Source organism: Kitasatospora sp. NPDC127060 (assembly GCF_042724935.1).
In the GTDB taxonomy this organism is placed as follows: domain Bacteria; phylum Actinomycetota; class Actinomycetes; order Streptomycetales; family Streptomycetaceae; genus Kitasatospora.
Genome location: NZ_JBHXEG010000043.1, coordinates 46205 through 68326 on the forward strand (window position 1 = coordinate 46205; position 22122 = coordinate 68326).

The following is a 22122-nucleotide window of genomic DNA, read 5'->3' on the forward strand; positions in this document are numbered from 1 at the left end:
AGCGCCGGGCGACGTTGCATCCGCACACCGATCTTCGAACGGCCCGTCAGCGGCCCGATCCGTCAAGAAGTCGCCTGGATGTACCAGGACGCGATGCCCATGCCCACACCCACGAACGTCGCGTGGGACCAACTGCACGAGCACTACGACTCGGCAGGTCGAATTCCTCAGCTGCTGACCGAGTTCGCCGACGGTTCCGACCCTGAGCGCGCGGACCTGGCCGCCGTGAGCCAGCGGGAATCCATCCGTCATGGGCGAGGGTCCGACCTGCCCGCCGTTCCCCGCTGTTGTCGATCCTGGCAGACCGGGCCGTCGACCCGGCCTTCGCCTTGCGTCGGAAAGCGCTCGATCTCGTCGGCCACCTCGCGGAGGGCTCGCGGCAGCGAATGCCCGAGTTCGTCGATCGGGCCCTGGCCCGGAGCATGGGCCCAAGCCGCCCCGCGCCTGCTGGCGCTGCTCCGGTATGCCGATCCCGCGATCCGGCGGCTGGTCGGATTCCCGCACGCCCAGTCCGCTGACCACGCCGACCTGGTCCTGCAGGCGCTCGCCGAACGCTGGCAGGACGAGCCGGACGCGGCCGCGCAGCCCTGACTCGTCCACGCCGCCGGACAGCTGCTTCAGCACACTGCCATGGAGTGACCGCCCGAGGTGATCGGCTGGCTGCGTGGCCTGCTCGACGCCGAGGACCCCGCCCAACGGTTCGTGGCCGTCCTCACCGCCCGGCAAACAGGCCTGACCCACGCCATGTCGTGACAGCCGCAACATGCTTGGACTCCGCCGAGCTGAGCCTGTGGACGAATGTCTGGTGCGGTGGCGACAACGTGATCCGGCTGGTCCGCTGGGCGGACGAACACCTCGACGAGGACGTGCCGGGCCGTACCTGCCTCGCCGCGTCGGGGCTGCAGGGTGTCCTGTCCAAGTGCGGTGCCCCTCACCGCCCCTTCCAATCGGCCAGGTCCAGACACCGGGCGACGGTCTCCAGCATCGTTCCAACGCTTCGGCTATGTGCCGCAGCAACCTCCGAGTTCCTTCGGCGGGACGTCCCGGTTTTGGCGTCAGGCCGAGTCGGCGGTCCTCGCAGCCCGGGCTGAAGAGTCGCGGTGTGGGGCGTCAGCGGCGGACCAGGCCCGCCTTCCGAGTGAGGTCGGGGTCGTCCGGGGTGCCGAGGACGAGGATCCGGAGGGCCGCACCGGTGTAGACGGCCAGGAGGCGGGCGATCCTGCGGGTCTTGTGCATGGTGGGGTGTCCGTTTCTCTCGGGCCGGCGGGGTGGTGCGGGTGGCGGTTACCAGGAGGTGGCGTCGTCCATGGACTGCTGCCAGTAGGTGGTCTTGAGGGAGTCGTCGAGGTAGACGCCCTTGGTGGGCAGGGCGGGGTGGGCGGCGGGGCCGACGCTCTCGTTGCCCGAGGGGCCGTGGAAGTAGAGGTCGAGGGTGGTGGAGGTGTAGCCGTTGGTGTTGTCGGTGCCGTCGGTGGAGGAGAGGTTGACGGAGGCGTAGCCGGACTGGCCTGGCTGGAGGGTGACGACGGCCTGGGGCTTGGAGTCGGCGATGACCGGCGGGACGGACTGGGCCTGGCCGAACTGGAGGGCCGGGTAGTCGTAGAGGTAGCAGATGGCGGTGCCGGTGTTGGTGACGGTGAGCAGCAGGTGGTTGACGGGGCGGTTGAGCGGGGCGGCGGTGGTCTTGGTGGTGGCGGCGGTGCAGGTGACGGGCTTGGCCGCCTCCGGGGCCTGAGGGGCGGGGGCCTTCGTGGCGGGCTTGGGGGCGGCGGGCGTCTTGGGGGCGGTGCCGGGGTCAGCGGCAGCACCGGCACCGGTAGAGGTGGTGCCGGCAGCGGTGCCGGTGGTCGAGGCGGAGGCCGCAGCGGTGGCCTCCTGGGTAGGGCGGGCCGTGGCCGACGGGGTGGCCGTGCCCGAGGGGGCGGCCGCGGCCTTGCCGTCCGCGCTGCCGTTGTCGTTGCCGCAGGCGGTCAGCGAGAGGGTGGCGAGAGCGATGCTCGCGGCAGCGGTGATCAGTCGGGTGCGGGAAGTGCGGACGGACATCTGGTCGGGCCCCTTTCGGCGTTCGGTCGAGCGGTTCGTCGACTCGATGACCAGAGCTTGCGGACCGATCCGTCCCGGCCGGAAGATCCACCGGCACGATGGGGAAGGTGGAACGCCGAAACGGGCACTGACCAGCGGGAACGCAACGAGCCTGGAACGCTGGAACGGGACGCGGAACCCTGGCGACCGACGGCGGACCGGGACGGCGCCGCCTCCCGGATCCCGAACACCCCCCGTGTCACCGGGTGCGGCGAAGCCCGCAGGTCGACGGGCGCCGCGAGGGGGCGGCGGGGTGTCGTGGGAGCGGGGGTGGGGGGTGGCGGCCGGGGTGCTGGGTGGTCTGCTGCGGCTCGGGGTGGTGGCCGAGCACCGGACGGGCGGGCGGTCCAGGCGCCCTTCGAGGTCTTCCGCGAGGCGCTGAAGGAGTTCGAGGAACTCGGCACGACCCGGCCGGACGAGCGGACGGCCGACCGCTGCCTGCTCCACCACCTGGCGGGCCGGCTCCCGGCCGGGGAGATCACGCCGGCTGCGGTGGCGGGCCGGATCCGGTACCTCGCCATGACGGGCGACAGCGAGGCCGGGAACGCGTTCCCGGACGACGGCCATCGACCACCGGCCCGCCAACCCCCGGGGCTGGCACCGGCCGAAGACGCCCCGGGGAGGGTCGTGCTCACACGGCCATACCGCCCGGGCGGCCCGGGCGGCCGGATGCGTCGGCGCCGTCAGTGGACGGCGCCGTCAGTAGATCAGGTAGCCCGGGCGGTGCCCCTCGTCCTCGATCTCGCCGGTGGCCTGGGCCCGCAGCTTGCGGGACAGTTCCTCCAGGGCCCGCGAGGCCGCGACCTCCTCGCCGATCCTGGCGAGCGGGCGGTCCTCCGCACTCTTCTCGGCCTCACCGTGCGCGCTCAGGCCCGGCGCCCTCGCGCCCGTCAACCTGGCGTCGCACACCGTGTGCACGCCGTCTTCGTCGAAGCTGAGCTCCACGTCCCACTGGTTGTGCATGCCACACCTCCTGGCGGCGGCCCCCGTCGCCGATCCCGGCCGACCCGGGCGGTGGGCCCGTGGCGGCCGCTCACACCAGCGTGCGCCCGCCCCACCCGTGGCGGCAAGCGCGGCTTTCGCGGCGGTGGCCGGTACGGATCCGCCGCGTCCGATCGGCCCGGCCGCCGCCCCGGCGGTACGCTGGCGGAAGCGTGCCGCGACCGCCGAACCCTCCCCCGGAACCGCCGGCGCGGCGCGGGGCAGCGACAACCTGGTGGTCCCTCCGTGGCGGTCTTCCTCCTCGCTCTGAGCGCGGCCTGCTGTCTGGGACTCGGCTTCGTCCTCCAGCAGCACGCGGCGCAACGGGCTCCCCGTGCCGACCTGCTGCGCTGGCGTCTGCTGCTGGACCTGATACGGATGCCCGAGTGGCTGCTCGGCACCGGGTTCATGGTCAGCGGTCTGCTCCTCTCCGCGCTCGCGCTCAACCAGGGCGAGGTGTCCCTGGTCGAGCCGCTGCTGGCGACCAACCTGATCTTCGCCATGGCACTCTCCCGGGTGCTCACCCGTCAGACCCTCGGGCGTTCCGGCTGGGCCGGGGTGCTGCTGCTGGGCCTCGGGGTGACGGCCTTCATCGTGGCCGGGCAGCCGACCGGCGGCGGTCCGCCCGCCGGGGAGCTGCGGCACTGGCTGGTGGTCGGCACGGTGGTCGGGCTGACCCTGCTGCTGGTCACCCTCGCCCGCCGGCTGCCGCTGTTCGAGGAGGCCACCCTGCTGGCACTCGCCGCTGGACTGCTCTACGGCCTCCAGGACGCGCTCACCCGCACCACCACCCAGCGCCTCGACCACGACGGGCTGATGGTCGTGCTGCGCACCTGGCAGCCGTATGCCGTGGTGGTGGCGGGCGTAGTCGGACTGCTGCTGGTGCAGAGCGCCTTCGAGGCCGCCCCGCTGCGGATGTCGCTGCCGGCGCTGACCGCCGCCCAGCCACTGTCCGGGATCGCCTGCGCGGTCGGCTTCCTCGGTGACCGGCTGCGGGTCACCCCCGGCGCGCTGGCCTGGCAGGCGGCCGGGCTGGTGGCGATCGTGATCGGGGTGATCGTGATCGGCCGACATCCGGCGATGCCCGGCAGTGTCCGCGACACCTTGGAGAGCATCGGGGTTCCGCCGGAGGACCGGCCCGGTGACGGAAGTGGCAACGGCAACGCTGATGGCGGCGATGGCAGCGGCAACGGTGACGGCGGCCGGGAGCCGGGCGGTCGCGGCGACACCGGCGCGAACCGTAAACGCGAGTAGCACGGGCAGGCGGACCGATGTGCTGGAGCGCCCAGGCGGACGCCGTGGCCGGCTCGGCGGTCGCGGGCGTCGGCGTGGCGTGTCTGGTGCGCGCCCGGTGGTCCGGGAGGCCGCAGCGGCTGCCGCTCGCCGCGCTCCCGCTGGTACTGGGCGTGCACCAGCTCGTCGAGGCACTGGTCTGGCTCGGTACGGACGGTGCACTGCCGTCCGCCCTCGCCGGGGCGGCCCGCACCACCTGGGCGGTGATCGCCCTGCCGCTGTTGCCCGTGCTGGTCCCGGTCGGGGTCTGGTGCGCAGCCCACGAACCCGGGCACCCGGCCGGCCCCGGCCGACGCCGCGCACTCGCGCTGCTGGCGCTGCTGGGCGCGGCAGTGGCGGTCCCGCTCGCGGCCGCCGTCGCCGCTCACCCGGTGACGGCCACCCGGCACGGCCACACCCTCGGCTACGCCATCGGCATCCCTCACCCGGCCCTTCTGCTCACCGGCTACCTCCTCACCACGGTCGGCTCCCTCCTGGTCAGCGGCGACCGTCTGCTCCGCCGCCTCGGTCTGCTCACCGGAGTGGGCGCGATGCTCTGCGCCCTGCTCTGGCGGCTCGCGTTCGTCTCCACCTGGTGCGCCCTCGCTGCCTTGGCCAGCCTCCTGCTCCTCCACTGGGCGGGACACCCACCCACGGGCCGTCGGTGACCGGTGAACGCCGGACGGGCCCGCCCCGCCTAGAACCGCCCCGCCTAGGGCCGCGCCGCCTCTGCCGCGCCCTCTTCAGCTCGTGCCTGCCCATCGGCCCTGGCTCCCCTGTGCCCCCGCAGCCGGTCCATCTCCCGCCATTCCGGCCGCAGGCCGGTCAGCGTGGTGGTGGCGAAGTACAGGGCGCCGGCCGTGAGCAGGCCGGGTATCAGGCCGACCAGGGCGACGGCCGCGCCCGCGAGGAGGCCACCGAGGGGAATGCCGGCCCAGGCGAGGGAGTCGCCGAGGGCGTGGACGCGACCGAGGAGGTGGCGGGGCACCCGTTCGAAGAGGACCGCGCCGAGGATCGGGTTGAGGAAGCCTCCCCCGAAGCCGCCCAACGCGAAGACCGTGACCACCACCCACATCGGCGCGTCCAGTGCGAGCACCAGGTAGCGCGGTGCCCCGGCGATCAGGAAGCCGGCGAAGAAGACCGTACGGCGGGGCAGCCGGTGGGCCAGCGCGGCCGCGATCAGGCTGCCGATCACCGCCGTGACGCCCAGGACGCTGCCGAGCAGGCCGATCGCGGCCGGTCCGCCACCGGATTCCCGGGCCCAGACCGGCAGCAGGACCGTCGTGAACCCGGCGTCGAGCAGGTTGGTGATGCCGACCATGACTATCACCGTGAGCAGCAGCGGCTCGGTCCGCAGGAAGTCGAAGCCCTCCCGGAACATCCGCCAGTAGCCGCCGCCGTTCGGCTCGCCTTCGCCCGGGGCCTCGGTGGGCACCGTGCCCGGAGCCGCCGCGCGGCCCATGCCCGGCGGCAGCGCCAGGGCGATGATCAGTGACCCGAGCGCGAAGGTGCCCGCGTTGACCGCCAGCCCGGCAAGTGGCCCCACCAGTGCGACCAGCCCGCCGCCGACCGCCGGGCCGATCGTGGAGGCCAGTCGTTCGGTGACCCCCGAGAGCCCGGTGGCCCGCTCCATCGGTACCCGGGCGTGGTCGGCCGCCTCCGGGACCATGACCGACTTGGCCAAGTCCCCCGGCCCGCGCATCGCACCGATCACCGCGACCATCGCCAGCAGCAGCCCGAACGGCAGCATCCCTCGGGCGTGCAGCAGCGGGACCAGCCCGGCGGCGACGGCACTCACCGCGTCCGTCGTCCAGGACACCACGCGCGGCCCGAGCCGGTCGACCAGTGGCCCGGTCAGCGCCTTGACCAGCACGTACGGCGTCATCTCGGCGAAGGCGACCAGCCCGGTCAGGGTGGCGCTGCCGGTGGTGGCCAGGACGAACCAGGGCAGGGCGATGGCAGAGATCCGCGTCCCGGTCAGGGAGACCGCCGTGGCGGCGAGCACCCCGGCCAGCGGCCGTAAGGTGCGGGCCGGCGGATCGGCGATGCTGCTGGTCATTCGGCGCTCCCCTCCTCCGGCTCCGGCTGCCCCTGCGGATCGGGCAGCACGTGGACCGCGACGGACACCTGCTCGCTGCCCTCCGGCACCGACCCGCCGGCGCCGACCCGGCGGTAGCGCCGGAGCACCGCGAACAGTTCGGCCGTCAGCTGCTCCGCTTCGGCCGGCGTGAGCTGGAGCAGCACGTCGCTGAAGTCGACCGTTCTGCGCCACTCCCTGGGCATCGTCTCGAAGGCGTCGAGCGCCCGCTGGGCGGTCAGGGTGTGGCTGGCCAGCACGGAGCGCAGGAAGCCGACGGCCGCCCCGGGCTCCTCGTCCGCCATGTCCTCCCCCGTCCAGACCGTCATCCGGTGCGCCGAACGCCACCACCGCTCCCGGGCGTTGCCGCGCTCGGTGTCCTCCTCGACGAAGCCCGCAGCGGCGAGCTGGCGCAGGTGATAGCTGGTGGCTCCGGAGTTGAGCCCCAGCCGCTCGGCGAGCCTGGTCGCCGTGGACGGGCCGTGCTTGCGCAGCAGCCCGACCAGTTGCATCCGCACGGGGTGGGCCATCGCTCTCATGCCCTTGGCGGTGAGGACGACGTGCGGGTCGTCGCTGTGCTTCCAGCCGCGGTCTTCGGTCATGGCCAGGAGCCTAGGACTGCAAAGAAGTGTTTGCAAAGGGTTTTTTGCGAATTCTTCTTTGCGGTCGCCCGGTTGCCCGCCGCCTGGTTGCCCGTCGCCCGGTTGCCCTGCTGCCCGTCGCCCGGTGGCGCGGTTTCCCGTCGCCCGCTCGCTCGGCCACCGCACCGGCCCCGCCCCGCCGGTCGGCGGACCGCTCACCCGCCGGTCGGCGGGGGCCCCGCCCCGCTTCGCGCCCCGGGGCCGGATTGTCACCCGGGCGGCGGAAGGGCAGGCTGTCATCTAGGGCCCGGGAGAATGGCCCGCCCCGGTCGGCCGCGGAATCGATGACGGCCACCGGTCAGGCACGAGGGGCAGGGCAATGACACGCGGGAAGCTCTGGGGCTACGTCGCTTCGGGGGCCCGAGCGCTCGGCGCGCTCGGCGGCGTGGGCGGCGCTGGCGCCGTCGATCGCAAGGACGACGGGGGCGCTCCGGACGGCCTCGGGCCGTTCCCGCCGACGGCGATGGCCGGCCCCCGGACACTGTCCCGCACGGAGCTCGACCGGCTGAGCTGGACCGGCCGGCAGGCCGGGTGCGAGCCGCAGGCACGACACGTGCAGGTCGCCGAGGTGGTGCGCCGGGTGGTTCGCGGCGGCGGCCGGGCCGTGGCCGTCACGGTCCGGCTCGCGCCCGGGCTGCCGGTGGTGGCCGGGGACGCCCGCCGGATGGAGGCCGCGGTAGCCGGGCTGCTCGACCACGCGATCCGGCGCAGCCCGCTGGGCAGCCGGGTGCTGGTCCGGGCGGACGTCACCCGCCCCGGCCCGGCGGCGCCCCGTACCGCGGCCGAGCCGGACATCACCGGACAGGTCACGACAGGGCACGGCACGAGCGGGCGCGGCACGGCGGGCCGAAGCCGGGAACGGGTCGAGATACGAATATCTGACCGCGGAACGTACGAGCCCCCCGAGGCCCGCGAATGGCTGCTGGCGGGCGTCCGGGCCAGCGGACCGGTGGGCCCCGCCCTGCACAGCCTGGTGGTGGCGGCGGGCGGACGCCTCGCGGTCGAGCCGACCCCCGGCGGCGGCCTCACCGTGGTGCTGCTGCTCGCGGTCGCCTACGACTAGGGAGCAGGCACAGGCGTAACCGTAGGCGTAGCCCCAGGCGTAGGCGCAGGCGCAGGTGTAGGCGCAGGTGTACGAAGCCGTACGCGTGGGCGCAGGCGTAGGAGGCAGACGGCGCCGCTGGTGCGCACCGCGCGGCGAACGGCGGGCTCCGACCCTAGACTTGCCCCATGCCCCGGCTCAACGACCAGGTCAGGGAGCTGCTCCAGGAGTACGCCGACCTGATCAACATCACCGGCGGGGACGCCTTCCGGGCCCGCGCCTACGAGAAGGCCGCCCGGGCCGTCGGCGGCCACCCCGAGGACGTGGCCGGTCTGGACGTCAAGGGACTGCAGCAGATCCCCGGCGTCGGGAAGTCCACGGCCGAGAAGATCGCCGAGTACCTCGCCACCGGCGAGATCCCCGCGCTGGAGGCCCTGCGCGCCGAGATCCCGCCCGGTGTACGGGAGATGATGGCCGTCCCCAGTGTCGGGCCCAAGCGCGCCCTCGCCCTCTACCGCGACCTCGGCATCGCCTCGGTGGACGAACTCGCCGGTGCGATCCGCGCCGACAAGCTGACCGGTGTGGCCGGATTCGGCGAGCGCAGCGGGGAGAAGATCCTGCACGGCATCGAGCTGATGCGGCAGTCCGGCGGCCGGACCCTCCTCGACGCCGCCACCGAGCTGGCCGAGCAGCTGGTCGCGGCGCTGTCCGCCGTCCCCGGCTGCACCCGCTGCGCGTACGCCGGTTCGCTGCGCCGGATGCGCGAGACGGTCGGCGACATCGACGTGCTGGCGACCGCCGCCGACTCCGCCCCGCTGATGGCCGCGCTCACCGAACTCCCGTACGTGACCGAGGTGATCGGCAGCGGGCCGACCAAGACCTCGGTCCGCACCACCCAGGGGATCCAGGTCGACCTGCGGGTCGTGCCCGAGGAGGACTGGGGCGCCGCGCTGGTCTACTTCACCGGGTCGAAGGCGCACAACATCAAGCTGCGCACGATGGCGGTGCGTGCCGGTCTGAAGCTCTCCGAGTACGGGCTGTTCGAGGTCGGCGGCGACGCCGGGAAGGACGGCGCCAAAGGCGCCAAGGGGGCCGGGGACGCCAAGGGGGCCAGGGGGGCCAAGGCCACCGGCGACACCGGGGCCGGCAAGGGCAAGGCGCAGGAGGGCGCCAAAGTGGTGTCCGCCTCCGAGGACGAGGTGTACGCGGCGCTCGGCCTGCCCTGGATCCCGCCGACGCTGCGCGAGGACCGCGGCGAGATCGAGGCCGCGCTGAACGGCGAACTCCCGGAGCTGATCCGGGAGTCGGACCTGCGTGGCGACCTCCACACCCACACCGACCTGACCGACGGCCTGGCCACCCTGACCGAGATGATCGACACGGCGGCGGCCCGCGGCTATTCCTACTACGCCGTCACCGACCACGCGCCGGACCTGGTGATGCAGCGGATGACCGACGAGAAGATGCTCGCCCAGCGCGAGGAACTGCGCCGACTCGCCGACCGCCACAAGAAGTTGCGCCTGCTGCACGGCACCGAACTGAACATCGGACCGGACGGCGGCGTGGACTGGCCGCCGGAGTTCCTGGCCGGCTTCGACGTCTGCGTGGCCTCCGTGCACTCGCACTTCAACCTCGACCGCGCCGCCCAGACCCGCCGGTTGATCCGCGCCTGCGAGAACCCGTACGTCCACGTCATCGGCCACCTCACCACCCGCCGGATCGGCCGGCGCGGGCCGATCGACGTCGACCTGGACGCGGTGTTCGCGGCCGCCGCGCGCACCGGCACCGCGATCGAGATCAACAGCTCCCCGCAGCGGCTCGACCTGCGCGACGAGGACGTCCTCCGGGCCAAACGGCACGGGGTGCGCTTCGCGATCGACAGCGACGCCCACGCCACCGGCCACCTCGCCTACCCGCGCTTCGGCATCGGTACGGCGCAGCGTGGTTGGCTCACCACCGAGGACGTGATCAACGCCTGGACGTGGCAGCGACTGAAGCACTTCCTGCGCAAGGACGCACTGCAGAAGTAGCCCACCCCACTGCGGATGTCGTTACTGCAGCCGCCCGTAGGTACCACACCTGCAGTAACAGCACCCGTAGTGGCCCGCCCTACCCCTGCCCCGGCTCCCCCAGCGAAACCCCCTGCGAAGCCCCCTGTGAAACCCCCAGCGAAGCCCCCGGCACGGCCAGCACCCGGGCGGCGCTGCGGTGCCCGAGCCCGGCCGCCAGGCGGAGGTCGCCGGAGTCCAGGAACCCGGCCAGGAAGCCCGCCGCGAAGGCGTCGCCGGCCCCGGTGAGGTCGCGCACCTCCGCCACCGGGGGTACCGGTACCGTGAACAGCCCCTCACCCGGCACGTCGACGGTTGTCGCCTCGGCCCCCGCCTTGGTGACCACCGTGGTGGCCGCCAGCCGGGCGCGCTCCGGCCCCGGCAGCCCGTCCAGCAGCAGCCCCAGGAAGGCCGACTCGGAGCGGTTGGCGAACACGAACGTGGGCGCCAACTCGGCCAGCAGGCGCAGGAACCGCTCCCGTCCGAACTGTTCCAGCATGCCGGTGGAGGAGGCGTCCACCGAGGTGGTGCCGCCCGCCCGCCGGACCCGGGCGAGCGCGTCGAGCGCCGTGCGGCCGACCGGCTCGCCGTCGAAGGAGTACGCGGGCACGTGCAGGTGGCTCAGGCCGGTCAGCCAGTCGTCCGGGACTCGTTCCAGCAGTGTGGCGGCGCCGCGGTCGGGCAGCATGGTCCGCTCGCCGTCCTGGTCGATCAGCACCACGATGCTGCCGGTCTGCCCGTGCCGCTGCACCCGTACGTCCACGCCGTGGCCGCCGAGTTCGGCGACGACGCCGTCCCCGACCGGGTCCGCTCCGACGCAGCCGAGGAAGCGGGCCGGGACCTGCCCGGCGGCGAAGCAGGCGACGTTGGCCGCGCTGCCGCCGCGCCGCCGGAAGACCCGGGCGTCGGAGTCGGTGCCGTGGCGCAGCGGGCCGTCGACCCAGACCACGATGTCCTCGACGAGGTCGCCGAGCACCCCGAGCACGGGTCAGGCCCCGGTGGACGCGGCGGACCCGCCGGCCCGGGCGGCCAGGGCGGTGGCGATCTCGCCGCCGAGGCGCACGTTGCCGCGGTAGACCTCGACGTTGACCTCCAGGCTGCGGCCCCCGGTGTCGCGCTGGATGTGGTCGAGCAGGAACGGGGTGGAGGCGTTGCCGGTGATGCCCCGGCGCTCGGCCTCGGCCCAGGCGCGGGCCAGGATGCCGTCCAGTTCCTGCGGCGGCAGCTGCTTGGCCGGATCGACCGGATTGGCGATCAGGACGGCCTGCGGCAGGTCGAGCCGGTCGCGGGCGTCGATGATCCCGGCGGCCTCCTCGGGCGACTGCACGGCGAAGTTGATCTCGTGGCCGGAGTCGGTGACGTAGAAGCCGGGGTACTTGGTGGTGCGGTAGCCGATGACCGGGATGTTGAGGGTCTCGAAGCGCTCCAGGGTGGCCCGGATGTCGAGGATGGACTTCACCCCGGCGCTGATCACGGTGACCGGGGTGGCGGCCAGGGTGGTCATGTCGGCGGACTCGTCGAAGCTCTCCGAGGCGCCGAAGTGGACGCCGCCGAGGCCCCCGGTGGAGAACACCCGCACACCCGCGCGATGGGCGAGGAAGGCGGTGGCGGCGACGGTGGTGCCGCCGTGCCGGCCGAGCGCGGCGACCACCGGCAGGTCCCGCAGGCTGACCTTGTCCAGGCCGTCGGCGGCGGCGAGTTCGGTGATCTGCTCGGTGCTCAGGCCGACCGTGGGGACGCCCGCGTGCACGCCGATGGTGGCCGGGACGACGCCCGCGCCGCGCAGCCGCTCCTCGGCCTCCAGCGCGACGGCGAGGTTGCGCGGTCGCGGCAGGCCGTGGGTGAAGATCGTCGATTCCAGGGCGACCACCGGACGGCCGGCGGCGACGGCCTGTGCGACCTCCTCGGAGATCCGGATGGCGGGGTTGCCGGCGCGGTTGCCGGCGGGAGTGCTGGCAGGGTTGCCGGCGGAGGTGCTGACGGGCAGTCCGGTCATGAGGCGAGCTTCCTGTGAGATGCCACTGCGATGGGGCAACGCGACGATCAGCGTATGGACGGTTCGGATCGGAAACCAGAATGAGTCCTGGGGTTTCCGATAGGTGATCAGCTATCAGTTCGCACTAGGATGATCCCCATGGGCTTCACCTTGCGGCAGCTGGAGGTCTTCCTGACCGTCGCCGAGACGCTGCACTTCGGGCGGGCCGCCGAACGCCTGCACATCTCCCAGCCGACGGTCAGCCAGGAGGTCGCCCGGCTGGAGCGGACCGTCGGCGTCGAGCTGTTCGACCGCAGTCGCCGCTCGGTCTCGCTGACCGAGGCGGGCGAGGTGATGGCGGCCGAGAGCGCGCGGCTGCTCGAACAGGCGGGGGCCATGCTGACCCGGGTCCGGCTGCACGAGGAGTCCCGGCTCGGGACGGCCCGGATCGTCGCCTCGCCGAGCGTGGCCAACCGGCTGCTGCCCGCCGTGGTCAGCCGGGCCGAGCAGGAGCTGCCCGCGCTGGACACCGCCGAACTCGCCGTCGACACCGGGCAGGTCTCCACCACCCTGGCCGGCGAACTCGCCGACATCGGCCTCGGCCGCTTTCTGGAGGACGTCCCCGGCTACCGGCTGGAGCGGATCGCCGACGAGCCGGTCCGGGTCGCCCTCGGCCGGGACCACCCGCTGGCCGGCCGGGCGAGCCTGCGGCTGGGCGAACTGCGCGACCTGCCACTGCTGCTGTGGCCGCGCGAGCAGCACCCCCGGTACTACGACCACGTGCTCGGCCTGTGCGCGGAGCACGGCGTCGACCCGCCGGTGCTGGTCAGCCCGCCGCGGATCGTCGGCTCCCGGCTCTACCTGCTCGCCCGCAACCGCGCCTTCTCCCTGGTGCCCGGCTCGATGACCGGCCACCTCACCGAGGACGTGGCCACCGTACGGCTGGAGGGCCGGGCCACCCTGCCGCTGGAGATGCAGTGGCGCACGGACGACCGGCGGCCCCCGCTGGCGACGCTGCGCAACCTGATCCGGCAGGAGGCCGCGGAGCTGGAGGAGTGGTAGGCCACCGCACACGGCAGGAGCCGCCGGAACCGGAGGAGCCCCGGGAACCCCAGGAACCCCGGGAACCGGAGGAGCCCTCCGGAACCGGAGGAACCCCGGGAACCCCGGGAACCCCGGGAACCCCGGGAACCGGAGAAGCCGTCGGACCCCGGAAGCCGCACGAACCACAGGAACCGGAACGCCCGCGGCGGCACCCGACCCCACCCTTGACGCTCACATGCCAGCGCCGGAAGGATGCCCGGATCACCCACCCGGCCCGTCGCGAGCCGACGGGCCGCCCGACCCCGGGGATCCACCTTGGCCCTGCGACCCCTGCCCTCCCCGCGCCCCCGCCGCCCACTGCTGCGCCGCCTCGCCGGACTGCTCGGCGCCGCCGCCCTCACCCTGGCCGGCACCCTCACCGCCGCCGCGCCCGCCCACGCCGACTTCGGCCGCGGCTACCACGACCCGGTCACCGCCACCAAGCCGCTGACCCGCCCCGACACCCGCTCCTGCACCGTCGAGGTGATGCACGACCGCGAGTTCCGCAACGGCTACGGCAACCCGCCCGACACCCCGTACACCGCCACCGTCACCCCGCCCGCCGACTGCGCCGGGCCCTGGTCCGCCGTGGTCATGGACCTCCACGGGCAGGTCGCCGGGCGGCAGTTCGACCGCATCTTCAGCGTCCGCATCGGCGGCGTCCAGGTGCTGCTGTCCTCCACCCCGGAACCGTCCCCGGACGGCATCAAGTGGAACGTCGAACGCGATCTCACCCGCTACGCCCCGCTGTTCGCGGCCGGGCCGCAGCCGTTCTCGCTCGACCTCGCCAATGTCACCGACGCCACCTACACCGGTGTCTACAAGCTCTCGGCGAGCCTGACCTTCTACACCGCGGACGACCGCTGGCCGGCCGCCCACGGCGCCGACCAGGTCCTCACCACCGGGCCGTTCGCGCTCACCCAGGCCGCTCCGGGCACCGCCCAGGACGTCACCTTCCCGCAGAACCTGCAGCGCCTGACCGCCGAGGTCTACGCCCGCGGCGGCGGCGCCTGCGAGGAGTTCGCGTACGCCTCCGCACCGGACGCCTTCGTCGCCGCCAACCCGTCGATCGGCGCCTGCGGCAAGGGCCCGTTCCGCGAGCTGCGGCTCACCGTGGACGGAAAGGTGGCCGGCGCGGTCTGGCCGTACCCGGTGATCTACACCGGTGGCTGGGACCCACTGCTGTGGCGGCCCGTCCCGGGCGTCTTCGCCTTCGACCTGCCCGCCTACCGGCTCGACCTCACCCCGTACGTCGGCCTGCTGGTCGACGGGCGCCCGCACCGCGTCGGCATCACGGTCAACGCCGCCGAGGCGCAGAGCAACGACCAATGGACCGGCCAGGTCAACCTGTTCGCCGAGGTCGACCACGGAACCGACCACACCTCCGGGCAGCTCATCGACTACCGGGTCGCCCCCGAGGCCACCGTCGCGACCGAGCTCGCCGACCACGGTGGCGGCAGCGGCGACTGGACCGTCACCGCCGCCCGGCACGACGTCGCCCGCGGCTGGGTGCAGACCTCGCACGGCCGGATCACCACCGAGGTCCGCGACGACCTCGCGTTCAGCTCCGCCCAGCAGCTGCGCGACGCCGGCAACGACGTGACGCTGCACAACGACGCCGACCTCACCCGCACCACCAGCACCTGGGGCGGCGGACCGCACCGCACCACCACCGTGCACGAGGGCGAACCGCTGGACGTCACGTACAAGGTGACCCACGACGCGGCCGGGAACACCGACCAGAACACCGCGATGGACCTCGGCTACCACCGCGAGGCCACCGCCGCGACCGGCGGCCACGTCACCGAGCGCTCCACCGTGGACCACACCCTGCGACCCACCGCCACCCGTCACGACGGCGACCGCACCGTCCGCACCGGCAGCAGCACCGAGGACTACCGCAGCACCGGGCCGGACGGGCCGTACCACCGGACGCTGAGCTTCGTCGACGGGTGGCCCGCGCCGTAGGCCCCGCCCCCCCCGGGCCCGCCTCCCGGTCCGGACTTGCGAGATTTGCCCGTTTTCAGGCCGTTCACCCCTGGTGCACACGCCGTGGGAGGCGCATCATGGGAGATGGACCTGCGAGGCAGCTGAAGGAAGTTCGACCGCAGGAGGCAGTGGCGACAGGTCGAGACGGATCAGGGTCTGCCGCTGGTAACTACCTCGGTCGACGATCGAACTACCGGCCGGAGGACGTGACGTCCGGAGGCCACCCCCGCCTCGTAGGTTCCGCGCGTCCACGGAGCATCCCCTCGGCTCCGTGGACGCGCTCCTTCCCGCCCCCGCCCCAGCTCCAGTCCCAGCGCGCGGGGGGGCCGAGGCGGGGCGCTACTGCGGCACCCGGTACCCCATCTCCCAGGCGTGCACCGCGATCCCGACCCGGTTCGGCACCCCCAACTTGCGCTGGATGCTGGCCACGTGGGTCTTCACCGTGCCCGGGGAGATGAACAGTTCGGCCGCGATGTCGGCGTTGGTCCGGCCCGCCGCGACGTGCCCGGCGATCTCCACCTCCCGCTCGGTCAATGCCACCACCGGAGCCGCCGGGCGCGCGGGCCGGCGCGGCGCCGTCACGTGCTTCAGCAGCCGCACCGTGACCGACGGGCTGATCAGGCTCTCGCCGTCCGCCGCCGCCCGCACCGCCTCGGCCAGCAGGGACGGGCCGGAACGCTTCAGCAGGAAGCCGGACGCGCCGTGCTGCAGCGCCGGGTAGACGTACTCGTCCAGGTCGAAGGTGGTCAGTACCACCACCCGCACCGAACCGGACAGCCGCCTGGTCACCTCCAGCCCGTCCAGCCGCGGCATCCGGATGTCCACCAGCGCGACGTCCGGCCGCAGTTCGGCCGCCAGCTCCAGTGCGGCGAGCCCGTCGACGGCCTCGCCCACCACCTCGATGTCCGGCTGTGCGTCGAGGATCCGCCGCACGCCGCGCCGTACCGCCTCCTGGTCGTCCGCGATCAACACCCGGATCACCCGCGGACACTCACCGTTCGTACTCGTCACACCGGGCAGTGTCCCGCACCACCCGGCGGACGGGAAAGTTCACGCCGCCGATCCGGCCCGGTTCACCTCCGCGCGGTGAAGCTGGCGGCCATGAACGCTTCCAGTGGACGCACCCCCGCCGACACCCCGGCCAGCACCACCGCCGGCACCCCGGCCAGCGCCTCCGCCGCCCCGTCCGTCGGCCCCTCGGCCCGTCCCTCCGTCAGCCGGCGCGGGCTCCTGGCCGGGGCGACCGGCCTGAGCCTCGGCGGCGCCGTCTCCCTCTCCGGCATCGCGGCCACCCCCGCCGCCGCCTCCCCGCTGCTGTGGGAACGGCCGGAGCGCACCGGCGCCCCGCGGGTCGGCGGGCTGCACCTGCAGTTCGGTTCGGACGCCTCGCGCGAGGTCACGGTCTCCTGGCACACCACCTCGTCCGTCTCCAACCCCCGGGTGATGTACGGGACTTCGCACGGCGGCCTCGGCCGGACCGTCCAGGCCGAGACCCGCACCTACCGAGACGCCAACTCCGGCACCGAGGTCCAGGTGCACCACGCCCGGATCGGCGGCCTGTGGCCCGACACGGACTACGTCTACGCCGCCGTGCACGACGGCGCCACCCCCGAGCTCGGCACCGTGCGCACCGCCCCGCGCGGCCGGGCCGCGTTCACCTTCACCAGCTTCGGCGACCAGGGCACCCCCACCCTCGGTAGGCAGACCGCCAACGGCTACGTCAACGACAACCTCGGCAGCCCCGCCGCGGGCGACACCACCGCCGGCGTCGAGCGGGTCGCCCCGCTGTTCCACCTGCTCAACGGCGACCTCTGCTACGCCAATCTCTCCACCGACCGGGTCCGCACCTGGTCCGACTGGTTCGAGAACAACACCCGCTCGGCCCGCCACCGCCCCTGGATGCCCGCGGCCGGCAACCACGAGAACGAGAAGGGCAACGGCCCGATCGGCTACGGCGCCTACCAGGCCTACTTCGACCTCCCGGACTCCGACGCGGACGACGAACTGGGCGGCCTCTGGTACGCGTTCACCGCCGGCTCGGTGCGCGTCATCAGCCTCAGCAACGACGACGTCGCCTACCAGGACGGCGGCAACAGCTATGTGCACGGCTACTCCGGCGGCGCCCAGCAGCGCTGGCTGGAACGGGAGTTGATCGCCGCCAACGCGGACCCGGGGATCGACTGGATCGTGGTCTGCATGCACCAGGTGGTCATCTCCACCGCCGACAAGTTCAACGGCGCCGACCTCGGCATCCGCGAGAGGTGGGTGCCGCTGTTCGACGAGTACGGCGTCGACCTGGTGGTCTGCGGCCACGAGCACCACTACGAGCGCTCCCACCCGATCCGCGGCCAGCAGTCCACCGACACCCGCACCCCGATCCCGGTCGCCACCGGCACCGAGACCATCGACACCACCAAGGGAACCGTGCACATGGTGATCGGCGGCGGCGGCACCTCCGCCCCCTCCAACCACCTCTTCTTCACCCCGCCCAAGGCCCGGGTGATCACCGGCGTCGGCCCTGTCGACAAATCCACCGGCAAGCGGCCGCCGATCTACGTGATCGAGGAGGCCCCCTGGTCCGCCTTCCGTGACGCCGACAACCCGTACGGCTTCGCCTCCTTCGACGTCCACCCGGGCGAGCGCGGCGGCGCCACCACCATCGACGTCACGTACTACTCCGTCAGCGGCCCGTACGGCGACCTCGCCCCAGTGGACCGCTTCACCCTCACCCGCCCGCGCGGCACCCGCGGCGGCGGCCGGGAACGCTGACCCGCGCCCCCGTCAGCGGGCTCAGACGTACGTCCGCCCGTGGTGGAGGAGGAGCCCGACGGGGCCCGCCGCGAGCAGCGCGGCGAGTACCGTCCCCGCCGAGCCCCGATTGCGTCGGGCGGTGAGCGGCAACGCGATCAGGAGGTACGGGACCGCGAACGGCCCACGGCACCCACGCGACACCGGCCAGCGCGACGAGTACGCGCCCGCTGGGCCTGACCCGCCCTCGCACGGGCTCGGCACGCCGTACACCCCGCCGGTCGGCGAACGCGGCCTCGACCGCATAGCCGGGCGGCACCGACTGCGACTCGCTCATCCCCTGCCCCCGAACCCGATTTGAACGCGTTCAATGACTTGAACGCGTTCAACTTGGCGCTCCAGCCGTTCCGGCGAAAGCCCGGGGAGCGGGACACCGCTACCGCCCCGGCAGGGTGCAGCACACCTGCCAGCCCGACCGGCCGAGCGGGCCCGAGGTCAGGGTGCCGCCGTGGGCGGTGGCACGGGCCGCCAGGCCGGCCAGGCCGGTACCGCCCACGCCGGGGCGGCGGCGCAGCCGCGGCCTGCGGGTGGCCGGCCCGCCGGCGTCACCGACGGTCACCCGTACCGCCCGGCCGTCCGGCTCCAGGGCCACCCGGACCGTCACCTCGGTGGCCTGCGGGGCGTGGCGGCGGACGTTGGTCAGGGCCTCCAGGACGACGGCGTACGCGGTGGCCTGGGCCTCGGCGGCGAGCAGCCCGACGGCCTCCGGGACGAGGTCGAGGGTGGCGCGCGGGCCACCCTTCGTGCCGAAGCGTGCCACCAGCTCCGGCAGGTCGGCCAGGCCGAGGCGGCGGGTGGTTCCGGCCGCCTCCTGGTCCTCGCGCAGCGCGCCGACCATTTCGTCCATCGCGTCGAGCGCGCGCAGTCCGGCCTCCTCCAGCCGGCACAACAGGGCCGCGGTCTCCTCCGCTTCCTGGCCCGGGAGTTGGCCGGCCTGGGCCTCCAGCACGATGCCGGTGATCTCGTGGGCGACGGAGTCGTGCAGGCCGCGGGCGACCTCGAGCCGCTGCTCGCGCCTGGCCCGGGCGACCGCCCGCTCCCGCCGGGCGTCCAGGACCCGCAGGTAGAGGCCCGCCCCGGCCGCCCCGAGCACCGGCAGCAGCGAGAACAGCACGCCGATCACCGGACCGGCCGGGCCGCCGTGCGGCGTCCGGAGGGCGAACCGCAGCGGCAGCACCACGGCCGCGAGCCCGACCAGGCCGCCGACCGGCCCGGCCCAGCGGTCCGGCAGCCGGCGGACCGCCCGGAACAGCACCCCGAGCAGCGCGAGCCATTCGAACGGCAGCCAGAACGCGGGCAGCCGGTAGGGCCCGGAGTAGCAGAGGTCGACCACCAGCGAGACGGCGGCCACCGCGCCGGCGGCGCCGGTGAGGGCGAGCCGCCCGAGCGGCCAGGGCAGCAGCGCGACCGCTGCGGCGAGCGCGGCCGTCAGGGCGAGCAGCAGGGCCGCGCCGTGCTCCCCCCGGTGTGTGAGCGCGACGGGCGTGAGCAGCAGCAGGGCGGTGCCGACGGCGGGCAGGCGCCGGGACCGGTCGGGGCGGGGAAGGGGGTCGGTGCGCACCCCGCCGAGCCTACGGGCCGCTCTCCCGGGGGAGGCCGGGCTCCTCCGTCGGGAGGAGGCGACTCCCCTCCACAGCGGGAGGTTTGCCCGGTCCGCCCGGGCCAGACTCGATGACGTCGGAGCGACCGGCCGGGGGGACAGCCCACCGCCCGTCGGAACGGCCGGCCGGGGAACGGGCCCCGCCCATCGGAACAACCGCCCATCTGACAGCCCACCCCGCCGCAACAACCGCCCGCCACCCGCCGGAACACCCGCCCACCCAGGAGGCCGAACCGCCATGACCCGCCGCCGTCTCGCCACCGCCGCTGCCGCACTCTGCCTCCTGGCGGCGGCGGTCGCCACCGCCGCCCCGGCGACCGCCGCGGCACCGGCCACCACCGACGGCTTCGGCCCGGTGGTCCTGCACGGCAGCGCCGGGACCGTCCTCACCGCCGTCTTCGACGGCTTCACCGGCGACCCGGTCCAGCTCACGGTCGACGCCCGCGCCGGCCGCAACTCCGACCCCGGCACCACCCGCGGCCACTTCCACGTCCGCCACGTGCACACCGACGGCCGGCTGGTCGCGGACTTCGAGGGGGACATCACCTGCCTGGCCGTCGGCGGCCGGGAGGCGATCGCCACCGGCGTGGTCACCGGGGGCGAGGTGCCGTGGTTCCCGGGCCGGCCGGTGGTCGGCCGGAAGGTCGCGCTGTCGGTCGAGGACGACGGCCGGCGCGGGGACCGGGTCGGCTGGGTCTGGGGCTTCTTCGGCGCACCGGTCTCGGACTGCCAGGGCACGGTACCGTTCCTCCGCACGACCAGTGGCGACTTCACCGTGCACGGCTGACCACCGCCCGACCAGGGCCTTCCGGGTGCCCGACCGGCCGGGGCGTCACCACCCGCCCGTCCCCCGGCTCCCTGGAGGCCCCGATGCTCCCCGCCCATCATGCCACCACCCGCCCGACCGCATCCCGGTCGGCCAGAGCCGGCGCGGGGTTCAACGACCTTACCGGGGAGGGCCGTTGAACCCCGCGCCCGATCAGAGCCGGCAGCCCCGGCCCGACTACGGCCGACTCGCCGCCGTCGGCCCGTACTTCGCCCTCGACAGCAACGCCACCGGCACCCCGCCGCCCGGCTTCCGTCCGCTCCCGGAGCTGTACGGCACCGGGCCGGACGCGCCGCTCGCGGCCCGGGTCCGGGTGGTGGCGCAGCGGCTGGGCACGGCCGAACTCCGGGTCGCCGCCTCGATCCTGCACCTCGGACTGGCCGCCCGGTTCTGGTCGGTCGGCATCGGCTCGGCCGTCCTGCTGGGGACGGTGCCGACCCTGGAGCAGGCCTGGGTGCGGATCCCGGACCAGGGGCCGATCGACCTCTGGACGCCGCCGGAGCCGGTCCGCCCCGACGCCGGGGAGCTCGTCGACCGGCTCCACGAGGCCGTCCTGATCGGCCTGCTGGAGCCCCTGGCAGCAGCAGTGCGCGCCGCCGTTCCGCTCTCGGCGCGCCTGCTGCGCGGCAACGAGGCCTCCGCGCTGGCCGGGACGCTGCGGGTGCTGGACGCCCACGTGCCGGGCAGGGCAACCGAGTTGGTCTCCGGGCTGCTGGACCGTCCGCCGCTGGCGGGCTCCGGCACCCTGCTCACCGGCCCACGCGGGACCGCGTTCCGGCGGACCAGCTGCTGCCTCTACTACCGGACCGGGCCGGGCGCGGGGCTCTGCGGGGACTGCTGCTTCACCCGGCCGCCCGCCCACCGGAATCGGAGCCGAAACTAGGACAGCGCCTCGGCCGGGCAGGCCCTGGACGCACGGGCCCGCGCCCGGCTTGTCCAAGGCCGGGCGCGGGCCGTCGATCCCCACCCGGTGCCGATGCCCTCGCACCGGGTGAAGTCCTTTCCGGCGTACGGTCCTCAGACCGCGACCGCCTCCTCCATCTCCTCCTCGGCCTCCACCGGCGTCTCCACCGCCCGGCGTCCGCGGCCCTCGTACATCGCCGCGGCGACCAGGGCCGCCCCGCCCAACAGCAGCCAGACCACCAGGGTCAGCACGTGCCCGCCGAGACCGGCGCCGCCGTCGAAGTACAGGATGCTGCGCGCACCCTCCAGGAAGCCGGCGCCGGTCCAGAAGCCGTGCAGCGCCCCGAAGAAGTCGTTCTGCAGCTCGGGTCGGTAAATGCCGCCGGAGGTGGTGAAGTTGAGCATCACGAACAGCACCATCAGGGCGAGGGTGGTCCACTTCTTCAGGAAGCTGTGCAGGCCGATGCCGATCAGCACGATGCCCGCGGAGTAGAGCCAGCCGAGCGCCCAGATCGCGGCGCGGTCGTGGTCGACGACGTGGAAGAGCGGTCCGGCGGTGGCGATCCCGATCACGCTGACCACCAGTGAGACGGCCAGGCCGGCCAGGGCCCGGATCCGCATGCTCAGCCCGGCTCCGGCAGCGCCGATCACCGCGACGCTGGCGTAGGAGCCGATGCTCAGCGCGACCAGCAGGAAGAACAGGCCCTGACCGGTCGGGTCGCCCTCGGCGGGGGTGGTGAGGTCGGTGACGTGCAGCGGGACGCCCTGCCGGTCGGTGACATTGGTGAACACCGC

At 74.0% G+C, this 22122-nt stretch carries 19 protein-coding genes and 1 pseudogene; 10 read left to right on the top strand and 10 right to left on the bottom strand.

Annotated elements, in window-relative coordinates:
• Positions 1–78: 78 nt before the first annotated feature.
• Positions 79–591, top strand: a complete 513-nt coding sequence (locus ACFWIS_RS23095) for a hypothetical protein (protein ID WP_380461084.1) — start codon at positions 79–81, stop codon at positions 589–591.
• Positions 592–1110: 519 nt separating this feature from the next.
• On the opposite strand, the gene ACFWIS_RS23100 is transcribed toward ACFWIS_RS23095, so the two are convergent.
• The 3 genes from ACFWIS_RS23100 to ACFWIS_RS23110 form a co-directional block, all read right to left on the bottom strand.
• Positions 1111–1236, bottom strand: a complete 126-nt coding sequence (locus ACFWIS_RS23100) for a hypothetical protein (protein WP_380461082.1) — start codon at positions 1234–1236, stop codon at positions 1111–1113.
• A gap of 48 nt (positions 1237–1284) precedes the next feature.
• On the bottom strand, positions 1285–2043 hold the full coding sequence (locus ACFWIS_RS23105; RefSeq protein ID WP_380461080.1) for a DUF4232 domain-containing protein: 759 nt from the start codon (positions 2041–2043) through the stop codon (positions 1285–1287).
• 738 nt (positions 2044–2781) lie between these two features.
• The gene (locus ACFWIS_RS23110) at positions 2782–3045 is read right to left on the bottom strand and encodes a dsRBD fold-containing protein (RefSeq protein ID WP_188302898.1); all 264 of its coding nucleotides are present in this window, start codon (positions 3043–3045) and stop codon (positions 2782–2784) included.
• A gap of 264 nt (positions 3046–3309) precedes the next feature.
• Between ACFWIS_RS23110 and ACFWIS_RS23115 the strand changes: the two genes are divergently transcribed.
• Both ACFWIS_RS23115 and ACFWIS_RS23120 read left to right on the top strand, forming a co-directional pair.
• Positions 3310–4317, top strand: a complete 1008-nt coding sequence (locus ACFWIS_RS23115; RefSeq protein WP_380456926.1) for a DMT family transporter — start codon at positions 3310–3312, stop codon at positions 4315–4317.
• Between the two features lie 17 nt (positions 4318–4334).
• A complete protein-coding gene (locus ACFWIS_RS23120; RefSeq protein ID WP_380456924.1) occupies positions 4335–5003 on the top strand; it encodes a DUF6629 family protein in 669 nt (222 codons plus the stop codon).
• A 44-nt stretch (positions 5004–5047) separates the two neighbouring features.
• On the opposite strand, the gene ACFWIS_RS23125 is transcribed toward ACFWIS_RS23120, so the two are convergent.
• The gene (locus ACFWIS_RS23125; protein WP_380456922.1) at positions 5048–6394 is read right to left on the bottom strand and encodes an MFS transporter; all 1347 of its coding nucleotides are present in this window, start codon (positions 6392–6394) and stop codon (positions 5048–5050) included.
• Positions 6391–7014 (bottom strand): ArsR/SmtB family transcription factor, encoded by a 624-nt coding sequence (locus tag ACFWIS_RS23130; protein ID WP_380456920.1) that lies wholly within the window; start codon positions 7012–7014, stop codon positions 6391–6393. Before ACFWIS_RS23130 ends, ACFWIS_RS23125 begins: the two co-directional genes overlap by 4 nt.
• Positions 7015–7372: 358 nt before the next feature.
• Here ACFWIS_RS23130 and ACFWIS_RS23135 point away from each other — a divergent pair, with 358 nt between their 5' ends.
• Together ACFWIS_RS23135 and ACFWIS_RS23140 are read left to right on the top strand one after the other, a co-directional pair.
• A complete protein-coding gene (locus ACFWIS_RS23135) occupies positions 7373–8116 on the top strand; it encodes a hypothetical protein (protein WP_380456918.1) in 744 nt (247 codons plus the stop codon).
• Positions 8117–8283: 167 nt separating this feature from the next.
• Complete coding sequence (locus tag ACFWIS_RS23140) at positions 8284–10125, top strand: helix-hairpin-helix domain-containing protein (RefSeq protein ID WP_380456916.1); 1842 nt, start codon at positions 8284–8286, stop codon at positions 10123–10125.
• Positions 10126–10204: 79 nt separating this feature from the next.
• On the opposite strand, the gene ACFWIS_RS23145 is transcribed toward ACFWIS_RS23140, so the two are convergent.
• Both ACFWIS_RS23145 and ACFWIS_RS23150 read right to left on the bottom strand, forming a co-directional pair.
• Positions 10205–11128: a carbohydrate kinase family protein gene (locus tag ACFWIS_RS23145; RefSeq protein WP_380456914.1), complete on the bottom strand. Its 924-nt coding sequence runs from the start codon at positions 11126–11128 to the stop codon at positions 10205–10207.
• Between the two features lie 3 nt (positions 11129–11131).
• Positions 11132–12130, bottom strand: coding sequence for a pseudouridine-5'-phosphate glycosidase (locus ACFWIS_RS23150; protein WP_380456929.1), 999 nt, complete (start codon positions 12128–12130; stop codon positions 11132–11134).
• A gap of 147 nt (positions 12131–12277) precedes the next feature.
• On the opposite strand from ACFWIS_RS23150, the gene ACFWIS_RS23155 reads away from it, so the two are divergent.
• Positions 12278–13180 carry a LysR family transcriptional regulator gene (locus ACFWIS_RS23155; protein WP_380456912.1) on the top strand — a complete coding sequence of 301 codons (903 nt, stop codon included), beginning with the start codon at positions 12278–12280 and terminating at the stop codon, positions 13178–13180.
• A gap of 297 nt (positions 13181–13477) precedes the next feature.
• The gene (locus ACFWIS_RS23160) at positions 13478–15169 is read left to right on the top strand and encodes a peptide-N4-asparagine amidase (RefSeq protein WP_380456910.1); all 1692 of its coding nucleotides are present in this window, start codon (positions 13478–13480) and stop codon (positions 15167–15169) included.
• A gap of 360 nt (positions 15170–15529) precedes the next feature.
• Here the strand turns inward: ACFWIS_RS23160 and ACFWIS_RS23165 are convergent, their stop codons facing one another.
• On the bottom strand, positions 15530–16201 hold the full coding sequence (locus ACFWIS_RS23165; protein WP_380456908.1) for a response regulator: 672 nt from the start codon (positions 16199–16201) through the stop codon (positions 15530–15532).
• A 90-nt stretch (positions 16202–16291) separates the two neighbouring features.
• Between ACFWIS_RS23165 and ACFWIS_RS23170 the strand changes: the two genes are divergently transcribed.
• On the top strand, positions 16292–17959 hold the full coding sequence (locus ACFWIS_RS23170; RefSeq protein ID WP_380456906.1) for a purple acid phosphatase family protein: 1668 nt from the start codon (positions 16292–16294) through the stop codon (positions 17957–17959).
• A gap of 415 nt (positions 17960–18374) precedes the next feature.
• On the opposite strand, the gene ACFWIS_RS23175 is transcribed toward ACFWIS_RS23170, so the two are convergent.
• A complete protein-coding gene (locus ACFWIS_RS23175; protein ID WP_380456904.1) occupies positions 18375–19559 on the bottom strand; it encodes a sensor histidine kinase in 1185 nt (394 codons plus the stop codon).
• A 277-nt stretch (positions 19560–19836) separates the two neighbouring features.
• On the opposite strand from ACFWIS_RS23175, the gene ACFWIS_RS23180 reads away from it, so the two are divergent.
• Together ACFWIS_RS23180 and ACFWIS_RS23185 are read left to right on the top strand one after the other, a co-directional pair.
• Positions 19837–20385, top strand: coding sequence for a hypothetical protein (locus ACFWIS_RS23180; protein ID WP_380456902.1), 549 nt, complete (start codon positions 19837–19839; stop codon positions 20383–20385).
• Positions 20386–20560: 175 nt separating this feature from the next.
• Positions 20561–21307 carry a (2Fe-2S)-binding protein gene (locus tag ACFWIS_RS23185; RefSeq protein WP_380523975.1) on the top strand — a complete coding sequence of 249 codons (747 nt, stop codon included), beginning with the start codon at positions 20561–20563 and terminating at the stop codon, positions 21305–21307.
• A 134-nt stretch (positions 21308–21441) separates the two neighbouring features.
• Here the strand turns inward: ACFWIS_RS23185 and ACFWIS_RS23190 are convergent.
• Positions 21442–22122 (bottom strand): annotated as a pseudogene (locus tag ACFWIS_RS23190) (hypothetical protein); the annotation flags it as partial.